The sequence below is a fragment of the Youngiibacter fragilis 232.1 genome, assembly GCF_000495435.3.
GTDB classification, from domain to species: domain Bacteria; phylum Bacillota; class Clostridia; order Clostridiales; family Clostridiaceae; genus Youngiibacter; species Youngiibacter fragilis.
The window spans coordinates 50,124-68,049 of the sequence record NZ_AXUN02000046.1 but is presented as its reverse complement, the minus strand read 5'-3'; the positions used below and the strand labels follow the sequence as shown (position 1 = coordinate 68,049).

The 17,926-nt window shown below is 48.1% G+C and carries 15 protein-coding genes; all 15 read left to right on the top strand.

Annotated features, from left to right (window positions below; genetic code table 11):
• Position 1: 1 nt before the first annotated feature.
• The 15 genes from dprA to T472_RS03125 all read left to right on the top strand — a co-directional run bounded on the left by dprA (position 2) and on the right by T472_RS03125 (position 17,805).
• On the top strand, positions 2–1,003 hold the full coding sequence (dprA, locus tag T472_RS03190; protein WP_023387865.1) for a DNA-processing protein DprA: 1,002 nt from the start codon (positions 2–4) through the stop codon (positions 1,001–1,003).
• Positions 1,004–1,121: 118 nt separating this feature from the next.
• Entirely contained in the window at positions 1,122–3,200 is a 2,079-nt protein-coding gene (topA, locus tag T472_RS03185) for a type I DNA topoisomerase (protein ID WP_023387866.1), read from the top strand.
• Positions 3,201–3,441: 241 nt separating this feature from the next.
• Positions 3,442–4,218, top strand: coding sequence for a GTP-sensing pleiotropic transcriptional regulator CodY (gene codY, locus T472_RS03180; protein ID WP_023387867.1), 777 nt, complete (start codon positions 3,442–3,444; stop codon positions 4,216–4,218).
• An 82-nt stretch (positions 4,219–4,300) separates the two neighbouring features.
• Positions 4,301–4,744 (top strand): DUF488 domain-containing protein, encoded by a 444-nt coding sequence (locus T472_RS03175; protein WP_023387868.1) that lies wholly within the window; start codon positions 4,301–4,303, stop codon positions 4,742–4,744.
• 222 nt (positions 4,745–4,966) lie between these two features.
• Positions 4,967–5,668, top strand: coding sequence for a 30S ribosomal protein S2 (gene rpsB / locus T472_RS03170; RefSeq protein ID WP_023387869.1), 702 nt, complete (start codon positions 4,967–4,969; stop codon positions 5,666–5,668).
• A gap of 94 nt (positions 5,669–5,762) precedes the next feature.
• Positions 5,763–6,668 carry a translation elongation factor Ts gene (gene tsf / locus T472_RS03165; RefSeq protein WP_023387870.1) on the top strand — a complete coding sequence of 302 codons (906 nt, stop codon included), beginning with the start codon at positions 5,763–5,765 and terminating at the stop codon, positions 6,666–6,668.
• 112 nt (positions 6,669–6,780) lie between these two features.
• Complete coding sequence (pyrH, locus tag T472_RS03160) at positions 6,781–7,521, top strand: UMP kinase (protein ID WP_023387871.1); 741 nt, start codon at positions 6,781–6,783, stop codon at positions 7,519–7,521.
• A 43-nt stretch (positions 7,522–7,564) separates the two neighbouring features.
• Positions 7,565–8,119 (top strand): ribosome recycling factor, encoded by a 555-nt coding sequence (gene frr / locus T472_RS03155; RefSeq protein WP_023387872.1) that lies wholly within the window; start codon positions 7,565–7,567, stop codon positions 8,117–8,119.
• 27 nt (positions 8,120–8,146) lie between these two features.
• Positions 8,147–8,920 carry an undecaprenyl pyrophosphate synthase gene (uppS, locus tag T472_RS03150; protein ID WP_023387873.1) on the top strand — a complete coding sequence of 258 codons (774 nt, stop codon included), beginning with the start codon at positions 8,147–8,149 and terminating at the stop codon, positions 8,918–8,920.
• Positions 8,913–9,707, top strand: coding sequence for a phosphatidate cytidylyltransferase (locus T472_RS03145; protein ID WP_023387874.1), 795 nt, complete (start codon positions 8,913–8,915; stop codon positions 9,705–9,707). The genes uppS and T472_RS03145 overlap by 8 nt, the downstream gene beginning before the upstream one ends.
• A gap of 279 nt (positions 9,708–9,986) precedes the next feature.
• Complete coding sequence (locus tag T472_RS19695) at positions 9,987–10,124, top strand: hypothetical protein (protein ID WP_160319116.1); 138 nt, start codon at positions 9,987–9,989, stop codon at positions 10,122–10,124.
• Positions 10,125–10,281: 157 nt separating this feature from the next.
• Complete coding sequence (locus tag T472_RS03140; RefSeq protein ID WP_023387876.1) at positions 10,282–11,436, top strand: 1-deoxy-D-xylulose-5-phosphate reductoisomerase; 1,155 nt, start codon at positions 10,282–10,284, stop codon at positions 11,434–11,436.
• A 27-nt stretch (positions 11,437–11,463) separates the two neighbouring features.
• The gene (gene rseP, locus T472_RS03135; RefSeq protein WP_023387877.1) at positions 11,464–12,471 is read left to right on the top strand and encodes an RIP metalloprotease RseP; all 1,008 of its coding nucleotides are present in this window, start codon (positions 11,464–11,466) and stop codon (positions 12,469–12,471) included.
• 10 nt (positions 12,472–12,481) lie between these two features.
• Entirely contained in the window at positions 12,482–13,531 is a 1,050-nt protein-coding gene (gene ispG / locus T472_RS03130; RefSeq protein WP_023387878.1) for a flavodoxin-dependent (E)-4-hydroxy-3-methylbut-2-enyl-diphosphate synthase, read from the top strand.
• 44 nt (positions 13,532–13,575) lie between these two features.
• Positions 13,576–17,805, top strand: coding sequence for a PolC-type DNA polymerase III (locus tag T472_RS03125; RefSeq protein ID WP_023387879.1), 4,230 nt, complete (start codon positions 13,576–13,578; stop codon positions 17,803–17,805).
• The last annotated feature ends 121 nt before the right edge of the window (positions 17,806–17,926 follow it).

Below are 17,926 nucleotides of genomic sequence, written 5' to 3'. Positions count from 1 at the left end.
CATGGACAGGGAATCCGCAAGGTCTCTAGACAGAGGTATACGGCTATCGATCGCTCTGTCGTCAGTCCCTTATGCTGAGAAGGAAAGGCTCATAATGGAGGGCCGTGCCCCATACCTGGGAAGGTCAGGCGTGAGGGACTATCAGGATGCTCTGGATATGATAACGAAGGCTGGAGCAAAGGTAGCTGCAGTGGGTGATTCAGAATATCCAGAGCAGCTTTACAGGATGGAATCCCCTCCCATGGTCCTGTACTACAGGGGGGACCTTTCACTCCTTTACAGGCCATGTATCGCGATAGTCGGTTCAAGGGACTGCTCAGAATATGGAAGGTTTGCAGCAAGGGCGACATCCTCCGCGGTGTCGCGGCTGGGAGCCTGTGTTGTGTCAGGAGGTGCGAGGGGAGTGGACTCTGAAGCACACCTCGCAGCTTTATATAATGAAGGGAAAACAGCGTGCATACTTGGCTGTGGTGTGGATGTAGCCTATCCGTCCGAAAACAGGAGGCTCTTCAGTCTGATTGCTGAAAATGGAGTGCTGTTAAGCGAATATCCCCCCGGATTCAAGCCGAAAAAATGGACCTTCCCAATGAGGAACAGGATAATTGCGGCCTTGGCTTCAGCTGTGGTTGTTGCTGAGGCCAGGGAGAAGAGCGGAAGCCTTCATACAGCGGCATATGCGGAGGAGTGGAACAGGAGGGTTTATGCGGTTCCAGGAGACATCAGAAGTGAAGGTTCGAAGGGAGTCCATCAGCTGATACAGATGGGTGCAAGGCTTCTGTCTCATCCTTCTGAGCTCGTCCTGGACATGATTTCAGCTGACCCGGGATGTGTGGGCTGGAGACTGGAGGACTTAGGGCTTCTGGGAATCCCTGTCGAAAAGTCCTTCCTTTCAAGGATCACCGGATTGAAGCAGGAAACCTTCGAAAGCAATATACAGATGACTGATAAGCCCTTCATTGTAGAATCAGCTGGAGATTCCAGAATAATTTTCAGAAAAAGATAATGCCATATTTTTGACAATTTTGAAACCATGGTATAGAATATGGAATAAATTGCGATATTCCGATATCGCTAGCAAACTTGCTGTCGTAAATGCCATGGACAGGACAAAGGGGAAACGAATGAGCCAGAAACTCGTCATAGTTGAATCACCGGCGAAAGCCAAGACCATAAAGAAATATCTGGGCAAGGACTATGTCGTCGAAGCGTCCATGGGACATATCAGGGATCTCCCTAAGAGTCAGCTTGGAGTGAATGTAGACAATAATTTCGAGCCGAAGTACATAACGATCAGGGGTAAGGGTGATCTGATCGACACCCTGAAGAAGCAGGCAAAGAAGTCAGACATCGTATATCTCGCAACTGACCCTGACCGTGAAGGTGAGGCCATAAGCTATCATCTTGCCGAGATCCTGAAGCTTGATCCGAAGCAGAAGGTAAGGATCGAGTTCAATGAGATCACCAAGGATGCAGTAAAGAATTCCATAAAGCATGCAAGGCCGATAAACGAGGACCTTTTCGATGCCCAGCAGGCCAGAAGGATCCTTGACAGGCTTGTGGGATATGAGATAAGCCCGATACTATGGAAAAATGTCAAATGGGGCCTAAGTGCAGGCAGGGTGCAATCCGCTGCTCTGAAGCTCATTTGCGACAGGGAGACTGAGATTGGGAACTTTGAAAGCCGGGAGTACTGGACTATTGATGCTCTTCTGGCGAAAGCTGCAAAGAAGATCAGGACAAGGCTTTCCACAAAGGATGGCAAGAAGGTCGAGATTTCAAATGCGAAGGAAGCCGAGGCTATCACAAAGGAGCTTGAAAAAGGCGAATTCAGGGTAAAAAGCCTTAAGAAGGGTCAGAAGGCAAAGAATCCGCTTCCGCCATTCATAACCTCCACCCTCCAGCAGGAAGCATCAAGAAGACTTAACTTCCAGACAAAAAGGACTATGGGAATCGCCCAGAGGCTTTATGAGGGAGTCGATGTCAAGGGTCATGGAACTGTAGGGCTCATAACATACATGAGAACTGATTCAGTTAGGGTATCAAATGAGGCTCAGGCCATGGCAAGGGAGTTCATACTGGATGCCTTCGGTCCTGAATACTACCCTGCAGTCCCCAAGACGTACAAGGGTAAGAAGGGCGCCCAGGATGCGCATGAAGCGATAAGGCCATCCAATGTTTCGCTTACACCTGATGTGGTTAAGGGAAGCCTGAAGGATGAAGAACTGAAGCTTTACAGACTGATTTGGGAAAGGTTCCTGGCAAGCCAGATGGAATCTGCAAAGATAGATACAGTAAGCCTTGAGGTTGAAAACGGCAGCTATACCCTGAGGGCAAGCGGCTCATCTGTCGCGTTCGATGGCTTCATGAAGCTGTATGAATACAAGAACGATGATGAGGAAGAGAATACCATGATCCCTGACCTTGCTGAAGGAGATATCCTGAAAAGGGAAAAGGTGCTGCCTGAACAGCACTTTACGCAGCCGCCTCCAAGGTTCACTGAGGCTTCGTTCGTTAAGACCCTGGAGGAAATGGGGATCGGAAGACCTTCTACATATGCACCTACCATATCGACACTTCTCGACAGGCAGTATGTTGAAAGGGAGAAGAAGAACCTTCTTCCGACTGAGCTTGGCAAGATAGTCAACTCGATAATGTCAGAGCATTTCAAGGATGTTGTCGATGTTGAATTCACTGCCTCCATAGAGGAGAAGCTGGACCTTATAGAGGAAGGCGGAACAAAGTGGACTGATGTGGTTGAAAGCTTCTACATTCCACTGAAAAAGGATATTGAGGAAGCTGAGAGCAAGGTGTCCAAGATCACAATAGAGGATGAGGTCACCGATGAAATATGCGAAAAATGCGGAAAGCACTTCGTTATAAAGAACGGCCGGTTTGGCAAGTTCCTCGCTTGTTCGGGCTACCCTGAATGTACCAACACTAAACCTATAGTTGAAAAACTGGATGTTCCATGCCCTAAATGCAGCGTTGGTGAAGTGCTCGCAAGAAAATCCAGGAAGGGCAGGCGGTTCTACGGCTGTTCAAGATATCCTGAATGTGACTTTGTCAGCTGGTATGAGCCGGTCAAGGAAAAGTGCGCGGTTTGCGGTGGATTGCAGTACAAGAAATACACCAAGAAGGATGGGGCATATCTCGAATGCTCCGTTGAGACCTGCAAGAACAAGGTGAAGTTGGAGAAGTAAGGAATAGGACGGGTTAACCGTCCTATTTTTGTGCACAAAATTTGACGCAAGAGTTAATTCGTACTTCATCTGAACAATTCCAAATTTTTGGATAGTGAATGAATATTACTGAAAATCAAGGCCAATATAAAATAATGCATTGTATATTATTTGATAATATGTTATTATTTTTAAGGAATCTAGAATAATTCTAAATTTTCTAATTATTGTAAATCATGAGATTTGTTTGAGGAGGTCCCACATGTCACTGCTAAACAAAACAAGGAAGCTCAACAAGATCCTTCAGAAATCAGGTACCGATCCCGTAGTTTTTGACGACATCTGCCATATCCTTAGCGAAGAGCTTGAATCAGATGTCTATGTCGTATCAAGAAGGGGCAAGATACTTGGTCTCAATCTCAGGAATGCCTTCACAACAAATGATGAGTTCTCATACATTCTGGATGAGAAAAGGTTCAGCGAATCGTACAATGAAACTCTTCTCAAGGTTAGCGAGACTCTTTCGAATCTCGAACCCGGCGACAGGGAAGTTCTGAACTTCGAGAAGGAGTACGACAATCAGTCGAAGTATACGACCATAGTACCTATAAACGGAAACAGAGAAAGACTCGGAACTCTCATACTTGTAAGTATCCTTGCGCCGTTCGATGACGACGACCTTGTACTTGCAGAGTATTCAGCAACCATAATAGGTCTTGAGATACTGAGGTCAAAGCAGATAGAGATCGAAGAGGACCTGAGGAAGACAGCAGTTGTCGAGCTTGCGATCGATACTCTTTCCTACAGTGAGAGGGAAGCGGTAAACCACATATTCAGGGAGCTGGACGGCAATGAAGGACTCCTCGTTGCATCCAGGATTGCAGACAAGGTCGGAATAACCAGGTCGGTAATCGTCAATGCGCTCAGGAAATTTGAAAGCGCTGGTGTAATAAAGTCCAGGTCGCTTGGGATGAAGGGTACCAGGATCACTATCCTGAATGACAAGCTTCTTGACAGGCTTGGGATTGACAAGAAATAAGGAATGACTCTGATCGTCTGATCGTAAAGCCCGGCCTGAAGCAATCTTCGGCCGGGCTTGAAGCCTCAGGAGGTGGAACTGGATGAGGATATTCACCATCGGGTCAAACAGGAAGTCCGCTGAAACCTTTTTTGAACTGCTTCGCAACCATGATGTAAGGTTTCTTCTGGACATAAGGCTCAGGAACACTTCACAGCTTGCCGGATTTGCCAAGGGTGATGACCTTAGATACTTTACTGAAGAGCTGCTTGGTATAGGATACAGGCATGATGTCAGGTTCGCACCTGATGAAGGTCTGTTTGAAGACCGGAAAGCAAAAAAACTGAGCATGGAGCAGTTTGGGCTTAAGTTTCGTGAGACCCTTGGTGAAAGGGACATGAAGCAGGTACTCATCGATGAGTATGCAGGGATGATGGATGGGATATGCCTTCTCTGCAGCGAAGAGGATCACAGGGAGTGTCATCGCAGCGTAGTTGCAGACTATATTGCTGAAATATTTGAAGGATCTGAGGTCGTAAATCTCTGAAGAAGTCAATCTGACGTATTGTCGGCATATTTCAGCTAATTTTCCCCGATGCAATTTCACTGGACATTCACTGGACTTGCCTATTGCGAGACTTAGGTGCATATGGTACAATACTTGAGGATAAAAATAAACACACGTCCTGATTTTAGTAATGGTGCCTTGGAAGAGGTTCTACTTAAAGATGATGGCCGTGGAAGTTAAAAAACCAGGAGGTAACAAAAAATGGCAGTAATTTCAATGAAGCAGCTCCTCGAGGCTGGAGTCCATTTCGGACACCAGACAAGGAGATGGAACCCCAAAATGGCTCCGTACATTTTCACAGAGAGGAACGGGATCTACATAATAGACCTGCAGAAGACTGTGAAGAAGGTTGACGAGGCTTATAACTTCGTTAAGGAAGTCGCAGCTGAAGGCAAGGACATTCTTTTCGTTGGAACAAAGAAGCAGGCACAGGAAGCTATACAGGAAGAGGCAGCAAGGGCAGGAATGCACTTCGTCAACAACAGATGGCTCGGTGGAATGCTCACAAACTTCAACACTATAAAGACAAGAATAGGAAGGCTTGAGTCACTCAAGAAGATGCAGGAGGATGGAACCTTCGAAGTTCTTCCAAAGAAGGAAGTTGCTGCACTTGTTGCAGAAATGGATAAGCTCGAGAAGAACCTTGGCGGAATAAAGAACATGAACTCCAAGAATATCGGAGCAATGTTCGTTGTTGACCCAAGGAAGGAAAGAATCGCCATAGCGGAAGCCAAGACTCTTGGAATTCCAATAGTTGCAATTGTCGACACAAACTGTGATCCGGACGAGATAGACTATGTCATCCCTGGAAACGACGATGCAATAAGGGCTGTCAAGCTTATCACAGGCAGACTGGCAGATGCCATAATAGAAGCTAGGCAGGGAGAAGATCAGGCCGAGTAAAACGAAAAAAGGTAGGTGGATTTTCCATTTACCTTTTATATTAGTACCGGATATTTTAATGGACAAAAAAAGAAATTAGTCAGGAGGCAAATAAATGATTAGTGCACAGGCAGTAAAAGAGCTCAGAGACATGACCGGAGCAGGAATGATGGACTGCAAGAAGGCCCTTACTGAAGCAAACGGAGACATGGAGAAGGCAGTTGAGGTTTTGAGGGAGAGAGGACTTGCGGCAGCAGCGAAGAAATCCGGAAGGATCGCAGCTGAAGGTGTAGTCGCTACATACGTATCTGAAGACAAAAAGAGCGCAGCAATGGTAGAGTTCAACTGTGAAACTGACTTCGTTTCAGCTAACGAAGCATTCTCAGGACTTGCCAATGAGATAGCCGCTCTTGTGGCAAAGAACGAGGTGTCAAGCATAGAAGACGTTAAGGCACTCACACTTGGAGAGGCAACTGTACAGGACGCTGTAACAGCTCTTATCGCCAAGCTCGGTGAGAACATGAGCCTCAGGAGATATGTCAAGATCGAAGCCAAGGATGGTGTTGTTGCATCATACATCCACATGGGCGGAAAGATAGGCGTGCTTGTAGAGACTGCTTCAGAGAATGCGACTGATGAGGTTGCCAACGTGGCAAGGGATGTTGCTATGCATGTTGCAGCCCTTAACCCAAAATACCTTGACAAGACCTCTGTTGATGCAGAAACGATTGAAAAGGAAAAGGAAATCTACAGGGTACAGGCCCTCAATGAAGGCAAGCCTGCAAACATAGTTGAGAAGATGGTGCTTGGAAGAGTGCAGAAGTTCCTCAAGGAAGTATGTCTTGTAGAGCAGCAGTTCGTCAAGAACCCTGACCTTACAATCACAGGATACCTCAAGGAAGAGTCAAAGAAACTCGGAAGCATAGCAATAAAGAGCTTTGCAAGATTTGAAAAGGGTGAAGGCATAGAGAAGGAAGAAGTTGATTTCGCAGCTGAAGTTGCGGCTCAGATGAAGAAGTAACAGGAACCTTGCCTTTAGTGAAAGAGTAACATCAAAAGAGAACACCCTGTGTTCTCTTTTTTTCAAAATGTTGATAGAATGTAATTAGATTACATCCAAGCGGAGGATAAAAATGAGCGAGTGCAAATACAAAAGGGTCATGCTGAAGCTTTCAGGTGAAGCCATGGCAGGAAAGAACGGGTTCGGGATAGATTTCGAGGTGGCAAAGAGGATAGCAACTGAAATCAAGGAGCTCGTCGACATGGGGGTCCAGGTTGGTGCGGTCATTGGTGCCGGCAACATATGGAGAGGCAGAGAAGGCGGAGGCATGGACAGGGCTACTGCAGACTACATGGGAATGTTGGCAACATGCATAAACGCACTGGCGCTGCAGAACTCGCTTGAGGACCTGGGGATTGAGACAAGAGTCCAGTCTGCAATCGAGATGAAGGAAATCGCTGAACCATATATAAGAAGAAGGGCCATAAGGCACCTTGAAAAGGGCAGGGTCGTGATTTTTGCGGCAGGCTCAGGGAACCCTTATTTCACAACTGATACGGCAGCGGCCTTAAGGGCTGCCGAGATTGAGGCGGAATGCATACTTCTTGCCAAAAAGGTTGACGGGGTATATGACAAGGATCCTAATAAGTTTGACGATGCCATAAAATTCGACACCCTTGACTACAAGCAGGTCATCGAGCTCGGCCTTACTGTAATGGATTCGACAGCCATAACCCTTTGCATGGACAACGACATTCCGATAATAGTATTCGCCCTTGATGAAGCTGGAAATATAAGGAAGGCTGCAACCGGAGAGGAATATGGCACGATAATCGACAACTTTGCAAAGGAAGCTGCTGAAGACTGCCAATGATTGAAATCATTTAGTTTAAATAATCTGAATCGGAGGAATGGAAATGATAAAGGATATCATCAAAACTGCTGAAGAGAAAATGACCAAGTCGATACATGTTCTTGAATCCGACTTGGCTACAATGAAGGCCGGAAGGGCCAATCCAACGATGCTTGACCGTATCGAGGTTGAATACTACGGAGGCATGGTGCCAATAAACCAGGTCGGAAACGTATCCGCGCCGGAACCCAGGGTGCTGATGATAACTCCATGGGACAAGAAGGCCCTGAAAGCAATAGAGAAGGCCATACAGAAGTCCGACCTCAACATCAACCCTTCAAATGACGGATCTGTAATAAGGCTTGTCGTTCCTGAACTTACCAAGGAGACCAGGCTTAATCTGGTGAAGATGGTAAAGAAGCACGGGGAAGAGTGCAAGGTTGCTGTCAGGTCCATAAGAAGAGATGCAATTGAAAAGATCAAAGGTCTGAAGAAGTCCGATATTTCAGAGGATGAGATCAAGAAGGGCGAAGAGGATATGCAGAAGAAGACTGACGCTTTCGTAAAGAAGATCGATGAAATGCTTGAAAGAAAAGAGAAGGAAATCATGACCGTCTGATGATTCTCCTTTCGAAAGGTAGATCAAATGTTTAATTTTTTCGGGAAAAAACAGGAAGAGGTTCCTAAGGTCGCTGAACCTTCCCTGGACATGGGAAGGATTCCGGGACATATTGGGATTATAATGGACGGCAACGGCAGGTGGGCAAAAGAGAGGAATCTTCCTAGAACCATGGGTCACAGGGCTGGAGTGGAGACGATCAGACGGATCCTGAAGGAATGCGAGAGACTGGGAGTAAGACACCTGACTCTTTACGCATTTTCGACAGAGAACTGGAAAAGACCTAAGGATGAGGTAGGAGCTCTAATGACCCTTCTGGTAGAATACCTGAAGGGCGAGATTTCTGAACTGCACAGGAATAATGTGGCAGTCGACTTCATCGGAAACATATCCCGTCTGCCGGAAGCGGCAAGGACAGCCCTTCTGGATGCGAAGGAAAAGACAATCGGAAATACAGGTGTTAGGATGCACCTGGCACTCAACTACGGTGGACGTGAGGAAATCGTATCAGCCGTAAGGAGGATCATGGACGAGGCTTCAAAGGGAACCATATCATCAGACGATATGGATGAGGAGAAATTCAAGGACTACCTGTACACCTCGGGGATCCCAGATCCTGAACTGATAATCAGGCCAAGCGGAGAATTGAGGTTATCCAATTTCCTCCTGTATCAGGGAGCGTACTCGGAGCTTTGGTTTTCAAGCATAAATTGGCCTGACTTCTCGGAGAAGGACCTCAGGCAGGCAATCTCTGACTATCAGTCAAGGGACAGAAGGTTTGGAGGGATAATGAATGAATAGCAGGTATCTGGGAGCTTTGACCCTCATACCTGTCCTGGTCATGGTGTTCCTTGGAGGCTGGCCTCTTAAGATTATTGTCTCGCTGCTTGCAGCCCGGGCCTTGTTCGAATTCTATTCTGTGACACGGAAGAAGGGATTCAGGCCTTCACAGGTGCTGGGATACATTCTTCTGGCAGCGTATCTTGCGATCCTCATATCCGGTGGAGATGCGTTCGGCAGCCTCGGGACAATAATAGTCGCAGGAACCGCTGTTGGTTTCATGATGATGGTATTCAGTGAAGGGTTCGACCTTTCGGACCTGTCAATAACGATAACCGGATTCATATATTCCGGTGTCCTCTTCGGCTACCTGATACTCCTTGATAGCCTTGATAATGGACTCATTATGGTATATACGGTGTTCATAATATCCTGGGTATGCGATACGTTCGCGTATTATACAGGAAGATTCTTCGGTAAGCACAAGCTGATTGAAAGGGTAAGCCCCAAGAAAACAGTCGAAGGTGCTTTGGGAGGTGCAGCAGCAGGAGCGCTTGGTGCACTGGCTGTCGGGATTGCAACGGCATCCTCTACCGGAATCGAGCCTTTGCATTTCCTTGCAATGGGACTATTGGGAGCTGTTCTCGGACAGGTTGGAGACCTTGCCGCTTCTGCGGTCAAGAGATATGCAGGAGAAAAGGATTATCCTAAGGTCATACCGGGACATGGTGGTGTCCTTGACAGGTTTGACTCGATAATGTTCGTTGCGATGATGGTCTTCTTCTATAACCAGTATTTCATCCGCTGAATTGGCGGGGTCTGCGGCATATAAGCCTCAGACCCCGCTTTCTGCGCCATTCCTATATATAGGTAATCGCACCGGTATTGCCGGCGCTGGGATAAGTATGGAAATTGCAAACCAATTCTAACCCAATTATTATTAAGGCGCATCCCGCCTGATACAATTTATCATAATTAGTTCATAAACAGTTTATACAATATATATTGATTAATTCATGCTATAAAACTATTATATAATCAAAGAGATACAAAGGCGGGCAAGTCTATATATTTGGAGGTGAATATCATGAAGAAGGATCCAAAGACCAAGATCCTGTTTACTCTTCCAGTAGACCTTAAGGAAGAACTGCTCAAGGAAGCTGAAAAGGAAAACAGATCACTGAACAACTACATACTAACCCTTCTGATAAAGAGAACAACGTAGTGCGGCAGGAAGGACACATCAACATTAATATTGTATAATAAAAGAGCGAAAGCTCTTTTTTCTACGTAATAGATAATATCTCCGTAAGGATTATTTCAGCATGATGAATTAAAATGGGAGCAGAGAGATGTGGTTCTGCCCCGGATTGGAGTGCAATGTGAAGAACATATCCATAATAGGAGCATCAGGCTCCATAGGGACACAGACTTTGGAAGTGCTGAGAAGCGAGAAGGAAATAAAGCTTGTAGGTGCATCGGTGCACTCAAACCTTATGGTGCTGAGGTCCATGATAGAGGAATTTTGTGTCATGAATGTTGCAGTGACTGACCTGAAGGTCCGTGATGATGCAGAGCTCATGCTGTCAACGATGGGATACGGGGGAACTGTACATTATGGAGCTGAAGGACTGGAGGCTATTGCAACACTTGATGAGGCACAGGTTGTCGTCACATCGATAGTGGGCATGGCCGGGCTCACGCCGACAATAAAGGCCATCGAAAAGGGAAAGGACATTGCGCTTGCTAACAAGGAGACTTTGGTTGCAGCCGGAGGCTTAGTGACTGACCTTGCCCGTGAGAAGGGTGTAATGATCCTTCCTGTCGACTCGGAGCACTCGGCAATATTCCAGAGCCTCAGGGCAGGGAATCATTCCGAGTTAAGGAAGATTCTCCTTACCGCTTCAGGAGGACCTTTCAGGGGAAAGGACAGGCAGTTTCTTTCGAAGGTTACCAAGGAGATGGCTCTGAAGCACCCGAACTGGGCCATGGGAGCCAAGATCACAATTGATTCGTCGACCCTCATGAACAAGGGGCTTGAGGTAATTGAGGCAAAATGGCTTTTTGATGTGGATTATGATGATATCGAGGTGTATGTGCATCCGGAGAGCATCATCCACTCAATGGTGGAGTTTTGTGACAACAGCATAATAGCGCAGCTCGGAACCCCTGACATGACACTTCCGATTCAGTATGCGCTTAATTACCCTGATAGGCATGAGGCCGTTGCAGGCAGGCTTGACCTCTTCAAGGCAGGCAGGCTCACGTTCGAGAAACCTGACAGGGAGACCTTCGAGGCCCTGGACATGGCCTACGAGGCAGGAAGGGCCGGAGGGATAATGACTGCCGTCCTGAACTCAGCAAACGAGGAAGCTGTTGACCTGTTCCTGAAGGATAGGATAGGATATCTGGATATTACAAGGATCATAGGCGAATGCCTGAGAAGATTCGACCAAAGGATTACGCCGACGCTTGGCAATATCCTGGAAGCCGACAGGGAAGTGCGGGCTTACGCAAGATCCATGGCAAAGGGATAGGATCCCAAGTGAAACAAGAGGTGTAAAATGGAACTGTTATTATCAATATTCGCGTTCGGACTGCTGGTGCTCGGACATGAGCTCGGACATTTCGCGCTGGCAAAAATGAATGGAGTCAGGGTCCTTGAATTCTCCATAGGGATGGGTCCGAGACTTCTCAAATGGGAGAGGAATGAAACCACGTATTCCCTTAAGGCCCTGCCTATAGGTGGATCTGTCAGGATGTACGGTGAAACTGATGAGGAAGTCGGGGAAGGGTCATTCCTTTCAAAGAACCCGCTAAGGAAAATGAGTGTTATCGCTGCAGGCCCCCTGATGAACCTTGTAATGGCGCTTGTAATCCTGTTTGTGATATCCCTGAACCTGGGATTTGCAGGCACTTCGATCAGGGAGGTCATACCGGGTTCTCCCGCTGAGGCGGCAGGAATAAGGCCTGGCGATGAGATCGTTGAGATCAACGGGCAGAGGACCTATACGTTCGAGGACATAACCACATACATCGCCTTCAACGGGGGAGATGAACTGGAGGTGATCGTAAGGACAGGAGATACCGACAGGGTTCTCAGCATCGTACCCATGAAGGATGAAACGGGAAGGTCGATCATAGGGATCGCACCAAACTATGTGGAAAAACCAGGAATACTTGAATCTGTTTCAAGCAGCTTCAGGAAGGCGCTGTCACTTGTCAACCAGACCATATTCTCATTGAAGGTGTTGTTTGGAGGTCAGGCGAGCCTTAATGACTTCGGAGGTCCTGTGACCATATTCAGGGTATCCACAGAAGCTGCCAAAGTGTCATTGTGGAATCTGGCAAGCTTCGCTGCATTCCTGAGTGTCAACCTTGCTGTGCTTAACCTCATTCCTTTCCCGGCGCTGGACGGAGGATGGCTGCTCATACTTCTTGTTGAGCTTGTTACAAAGAAGAAGCTGCCTGAAAAATTTGTCGGAATATGGAATACCATTGGATTTGTGGTCCTCATGTCGTTTATGGCGCTCATAACGTTCAAGGACCTGTTCTTCCCGGTACAGCTGTAAGGAGAAGCAAATGGAAAGAGTGCAAACAAGAAAGATAAAGGTTGGAAATACGTTCATTGGCGGAGATTCGAAGGTTACGGTTCAGTCGATGACGAACACTGATACAAGGGATCCGGAGGCTACACTTGCCCAGATAAGGGCTCTTATGGTAGCCGGCTGCGAAATTGCAAGGGTTGCAGTCCCTGACATGGAGGCTGCGGATGCCCTTGCCAGGATTACTCCGCTAATACCGATACCTGTTGTCGCGGACATACATTTCGACTACAGGCTGGCGATAAGGTCCATTGAAAATGGGATCTCAAAGCTAAGGATAAATCCCGGAAACATCGGGGGAAGGGACAAGATCAGGCTCCTTGCGGACATGTGCAGTGAAAAGTCGATCCCCATAAGGATTGGTGTGAATTCCGGATCACTTGAGAAGGACATACTTGAGAAATATGGCAAAGTGACACCTGAAGCTTTGGTTGAAAGTGCGATAAGGAATGTTGAGCTTCTTGATGAGGCGAATTTCAACGATATCATAATATCGATAAAGTCATCCGATGTCCTTACAATGATGGAAAGCTACAGATTGCTTTCGAAGAAGGTAGACTATCCTCTTCACCTTGGTGTGACTGAAGCAGGCACACTCTGGAGAGGGACCATAAAGAGCTCGATTGGAATCGGCGGCCTTCTTTCGGAGGGCATAGGCGATACCATAAGGGTTTCGCTTACAGGAGACCCGATCGAGGAGATCAAGGCAGGAAGAGAAATACTCAAGGCTACAGGACATCTCAAGGAAGGCATTGAATTCGTATCATGCCCGACCTGCGGAAGGACTCAGATAGACCTTATTGGGATTGCAAATCAGGTTGAGGAAGCCCTCAAGGATTCCAAGAAGCATATCAAGGTGGCTGTAATGGGCTGCGTTGTAAACGGACCGGGCGAAGCCAGGGAAGCTGACATCGGTATTGCCGGCGGCAATGGGGTTGGCCTCATATTCAAGAAAGGCATGATAATAAGGAAGGTCAGCGAAGCCGAGCTTGTACCCGCACTTCTTGCGGAGATCGAGAAGCTGTAGGGATTTTCCATGAATCTTGCATTCACAGGGAAGGTGGATTTCATTTGGACATAATACACAGCCTGTCAGGCGAAAACAGCCTGAAAAACTATGATATCGACGGAGTGCTGAAGGTCGAGTACCTTTCCAAGTCGAAGGCCTTCAGGGTATTCCTGAGGTCTTCTTCCCTTTTGGACCCTTCCGTCAGGGAACCCATAGGCGGGTTCCTTTCAAAAGCCTTCAGCTTTGAGGGTGATGTGAAGGTTGTCGATATCCTCAGGGACCCAGCTTCAGGAGTAAAGGACAGGATCATAGGCATGTTCCTGAGCGATCCTCTTACAATGAGCTTCATCAAGGACTCGAAGGTCGTCGAGGGTGAGGGCAGGATCACCATAAGCCACTACAGCGACATCTTCATGAAGAGCTTCAAATCCAAGGAACAGGACAAGCTCATGAAGAGGTACATGAAGGAATATTACGGGAAGGACGTAAACATTGAGCTCAAATACACACCGGAGACTACTCCTGTTAAGGATGAAAGCGAGCTTTTGCCTGGCCCTGAGCTCATTCAGGGAATTAAAGCTGTTTCCGCTCCTGTATTCAGGGAGCCGAAGGAAGATAAGGAAAGCAAGGATAACAAGTCTGACAGCGGAGAGGTATTCGGAAAGAGGATAAAGGAGCCTGTCACAGCCATAAGCGAACTTGATGACAACTCAGGGATATCAGTAATCTGCGGAGAAGTGTTCAAGCTCGAGGACAAGGAGCTGAGGAGCGGCAAGACCCTCAAGATGATATATGTCACCGATGGCACAAGCTCGCTTCCGGCAAAGCTTTTCCTGAAGAAGGATGAGACAGTTGAAGGCCTTAAGGAAGGCAGCTACATGAAGCTCCGAGGGAATGTGGCGGTTGACCTCTACAGCAAGGAGTTGACCATGATGGTCAAGGACATAAACAGGATGGAGAAGGCGAAACGTGAGGACAGGAGCAAACTCAAGAGGATAGAGCTCCACGCCCACAGCTCCATGAGTGCCCTGGATGCAACCGTCCCTGTCTCGAGGCTCATGGAGGCGGCGAAGGACTTCGGTCACCCTGCCTTTGCAATAACAGACCATGGAGTGGTACAGGCATACCCTGAAGCGATGGATGCGGCGAAGAAGCTGGGGATCAAGATGATCTACGGCATGGAGGCCTATGTGGTGAATGATGCAATGGACATAGCCTCGGGTCTCGTGGAGGAACATGGAAGGTACGTGGTGTTCGATATAGAGACCACAGGATTCTCAAGCCAGAATGACAGGATTATTGAAATAGGTGCCGTGAAGCTGGTCGATGGAGAAGTGGTTGACAGGTTCTCCACATTCGTCGACCCTGAGGTGCCGGTACCCTACAAGATAACTGAACTGACAGGGATAAGGGACTCCATGGTGATGGGGCAGCCGAAGATAAGGGACGTGATTCCCAAGTTCCTTGAATTCATCGGGGATTCAATTCTTGTGGCGCACAACGCATACTTCGACGTCGGATTCATAAGGAAGAACGCTAAGGATATCGGCCTTGCCTTCAATAATCCTATTGTGGATACAGTACCCATGGCAAGGTTCCTTTACAGGGAGCTGAAGAGGCACAGGCTGGACGTCATAGCCAAGCACCTCGGGATAAACATGGGAAGCCATCACAGGGCTGTAGACGATGCAATGACCACCGTCGAGATACTCAAAAGGTCGTTCAAGAAGATGGAGGATATGGGAATAAGCTCCCTTGCCGAGCTCAATATGCGAAACAGGAAGGAAGCGGATGTGACAAAGCTTCCGATGTACCATGCGACGATACTGGTCAGGAACCAGGAGGGCCTCAAGAGCCTTTACCAGATGGTTTCATCTTCCCATCTGGAGACCTTCTTCAAGAAGCCGAGGATAAAAAAGTCCATGCTCCAGGAAAAGAGGGAAGGTCTGCTGATTGGCTCCGCATGCTCCAACTCGGAGCTTATGAGGTATATCCTTGAGGGAAGGACCGAGGAGGAGATCGAGGAGGCTGCAGACTTCTATGACTACCTTGAGGTCCAGCCGGAGGGTAACAGCACACATCTCTTCAAGGATGGAAGGATAAGGGACAGGGAACAGCTGAGGAGCCTTACCAGGAGGATGATCTCCCTCGGTGAAAAGCTCGGCAAGCTGGTGGTCGCCACCGGTGACGTCCATTATGTGGACAGGGATGAGAAGATTTACAGGGAGATAATAGTAGCTTCGCAGTCCTTCAGTGATTCTGATACGGATGTCGACCTCCATTTCAGGACGACAGACGAGATGCTCTCTGAGTTCTCATACCTGGGCAGGGAAAAGGCAGAGGAACTTGTGGTACACAATACCCATAAGGTTGCGGACATGATAGGGGATGTGCTTCCGATCCCAAAGGGAACTTTCCCGCCGAAAATAGAGGGTGCCGATGAAGAGATAAGGACGATGACCATGGACAAGGCACATGAGCTGTATGGCGATGTGCTCCCTGAGATCGTGAAGAGCAGGGTGGACAAGGAGCTTAACAGCATTATCTCAAACGGCTATGCCGTGCTCTACCTTATTGCACACAAGCTGGTCGCGAAGTCACTTTCCGACGGATACCTGGTAGGGTCAAGAGGTTCTGTAGGCTCATCACTGGTAGCTACCTTCACAGGCATAACAGAGGTCAACGGACTGCCTCCCCACTACAGGTGCGGAAGCTGCAGGCACTCCGAGTTCATATCGGACAACAGCGTCAGCAGCGGTGCCGACCTGCCTGAAAAGGATTGTCCGGTCTGTGGTGTCAAGCTTGTAAGGGACGGCCATGACATACCCTTCGAGACCTTCCTCGGCTTCGAGGGTGACAAGGAGCCGGATATAGACCTTAACTTTTCCGGAGAGTATCAGGGTGTGGTGCACAAGTATACCGAGGAGCTTTTTGGAAAGGGATACGTATTCAAGGCAGGCACCATCGGAACAGTGGCGGACAAGACAGCGTATGGATATGTGAAGAAGTACTACGAGGAAAAGGAAGTCAATCTTCCAGGAGCTGAAATAGAAAGGCTCGCAAAGGGACTGACGGGCGTAAAGAGGACAACAGGGCAGCATCCTGGCGGAATCATGGTTGTTCCGAGGGACAATGACATACACAACTTCACTCCGATCCAGAGGCCTGCTGATGACAATGAATCTGATGTAACGACTACGCATTTCGACTATCACTCGATTTCGGGAAGGCTATTGAAGCTTGACATACTGGGTCATGACGACCCGACAGTACTTAGGATGCTACAGGACCTGACGGGGATCGACCCCAAGAGTCTGCCCCTGAACGACCCGAAGGTGCTTTCGCTTTTCCTGGGTACGGATGCCCTGGGAGTGACACCTGAGGAGCTTGGTGTTGCCCTGGGATGCCTCGGCCTTCCGGAATTCGGTACCAAGTTCGTAAGGGGCATGCTCCAGGACACGAAGCCAAGATCCTTCGCCGACCTGGTGAGGATATCCGGGCTTTCACATGGTACTGACGTATGGCTGAACAATGCGCAGTTCTACATCAAGAACGGCGACACCACGCTTTCAGACTGCATAAGCACAAGGGATGACATCATGGTCTACCTCATCTACAAGGGACTTCCTCCGAAGACAGCCTTCAACATAATGGAGAAGGTAAGGAAGGGAAAAGGCCTGACAGACGAGTTCGAAGCAGTCATGAGGGAACATGATGTCCCGGAATGGTATATCGAATCATGCAAGAAGATCAAGTATATGTTCCCCAAGGGTCATGCGGTGGCTTATGTCATGATGGCCATGAGGATAGCCTGGTTCAAGGTCTACAAGCCGCTGGCATACTACTGCGCATATTTCAGTGTTAGGGCTGAGGACTTTGACGCAGGGCTGATCCTCAAGGGAGAGGACACTGTAAGGACAAGGCTTGAGGAGCTGTACGCACTTGGAAATGCAGCCAGCAACAAGGAGAAGAACCTCATCACAGTACTTGAGCTTGCATACGAGCTATATAAGAGAGGCCTGAGATTCAAGGGCATTGACCTGTACAAGTCAGATGGAACAAGATTCCTGATCGAGGACGGGGAGGTCAGGCCGCCGATAAACGCACTTGTGGGAGTCGGAGCCAACGCAGCCGCCAGCATATGTGAAGAGGCTAAGAAGGGTGAGTTCATATCCAAGGAAGACCTAAGGTCGCGATGCAGGGTGTCCAGGACAGTCATTGAGACCCTTGATGAAAGCGGAGCACTGGAAGGACTGAGCGACACCAACCAGATATCCTTATTTAGTCTATAATCCTTGATATCGCCGGGATTATGTGATAATATGATAAGGGACAATATACGAAGCGGAAAGAGTGGGCGAAACCCGCTCTTTCATTTTGTACGCGGCATATGCCGCTTTTGGCATTGGTAAT